Raw genomic sequence first — 708 nt, forward strand, 5'->3', positions numbered from 1 at the left:
CCAGTCCTGCAAGGCCGCGTGCAGCGGTGTGTAGAAGTCGAACGCGGCAGCACCAGCGGCCGATCCGGCCAGCGCATCGCTGGACAGATCCGACGCGACGAACAGACCGTTGAAGTCATCGCTCAGGTTGCCCCAGGCGCTCGGGTCAAACAGGTCGGCCCACAGATCGTCGAAGTCGGCCCGGGCGGCCGGGACCGACGTCAGCGTTGCGAGGCCGACGGCTGTGAGGATCCCCAGCGCTGCAGGTGCTGTCCTCAGTTCGCCGCGGCGCCCGCGCGCACGGCGCTTCCCTGGCTTTCCCAGAAGATAAGACATCGGACCGACCTCCCTGCGCTGACTAGCGACTTCGGTGCATATTGGGCGACTCTAGCGGAACCGCTAGTGCGAAAAACCGTACCAAACGAATGAGATAGTCGCAGTTTGTAGGCTTCCGGTAGACAATTGACGCTAGCGCAACTACTGTGCTGTTCCTAATGCGCATGTTAACAAGGCGTTACAGCGCTAAGGGCTTATACGGGGAACGGGGGCAATGATGGTTGTTCGGCGCGGTGCCACGGTCAGCAGGAGTTCAGGCAGGGGCGGTTCGAGCCGGCGGATCGTGGGCGCAGCGTCGACAGTCGGCGCGTTCCTGGCCTTTGGAATGGCGCCGTTGGCGGCGGCGCCGGCGGCCAATGCCGACTTCGATGACTTCCTTTCCGACCTGTTGGC

1 protein-coding gene is annotated in these 708 nt (G+C 63.6%); it reads right to left on the reverse strand.

The features are described 5' to 3' along the window. Positions 1 to 315 (reverse strand): hypothetical protein (locus A5648_RS04840; RefSeq protein ID WP_207511598.1); only part of this gene is annotated, 315 nt, incomplete at its 3' end. Positions 316 to 708: the final 393 nt, after the last annotated feature.

The organism is Mycolicibacter sinensis, from assembly GCF_001673565.1.
In the GTDB taxonomy this organism is placed as follows: Bacteria; Actinomycetota; Actinomycetes; order Mycobacteriales; family Mycobacteriaceae; genus Mycobacterium; species Mycobacterium sinense_C.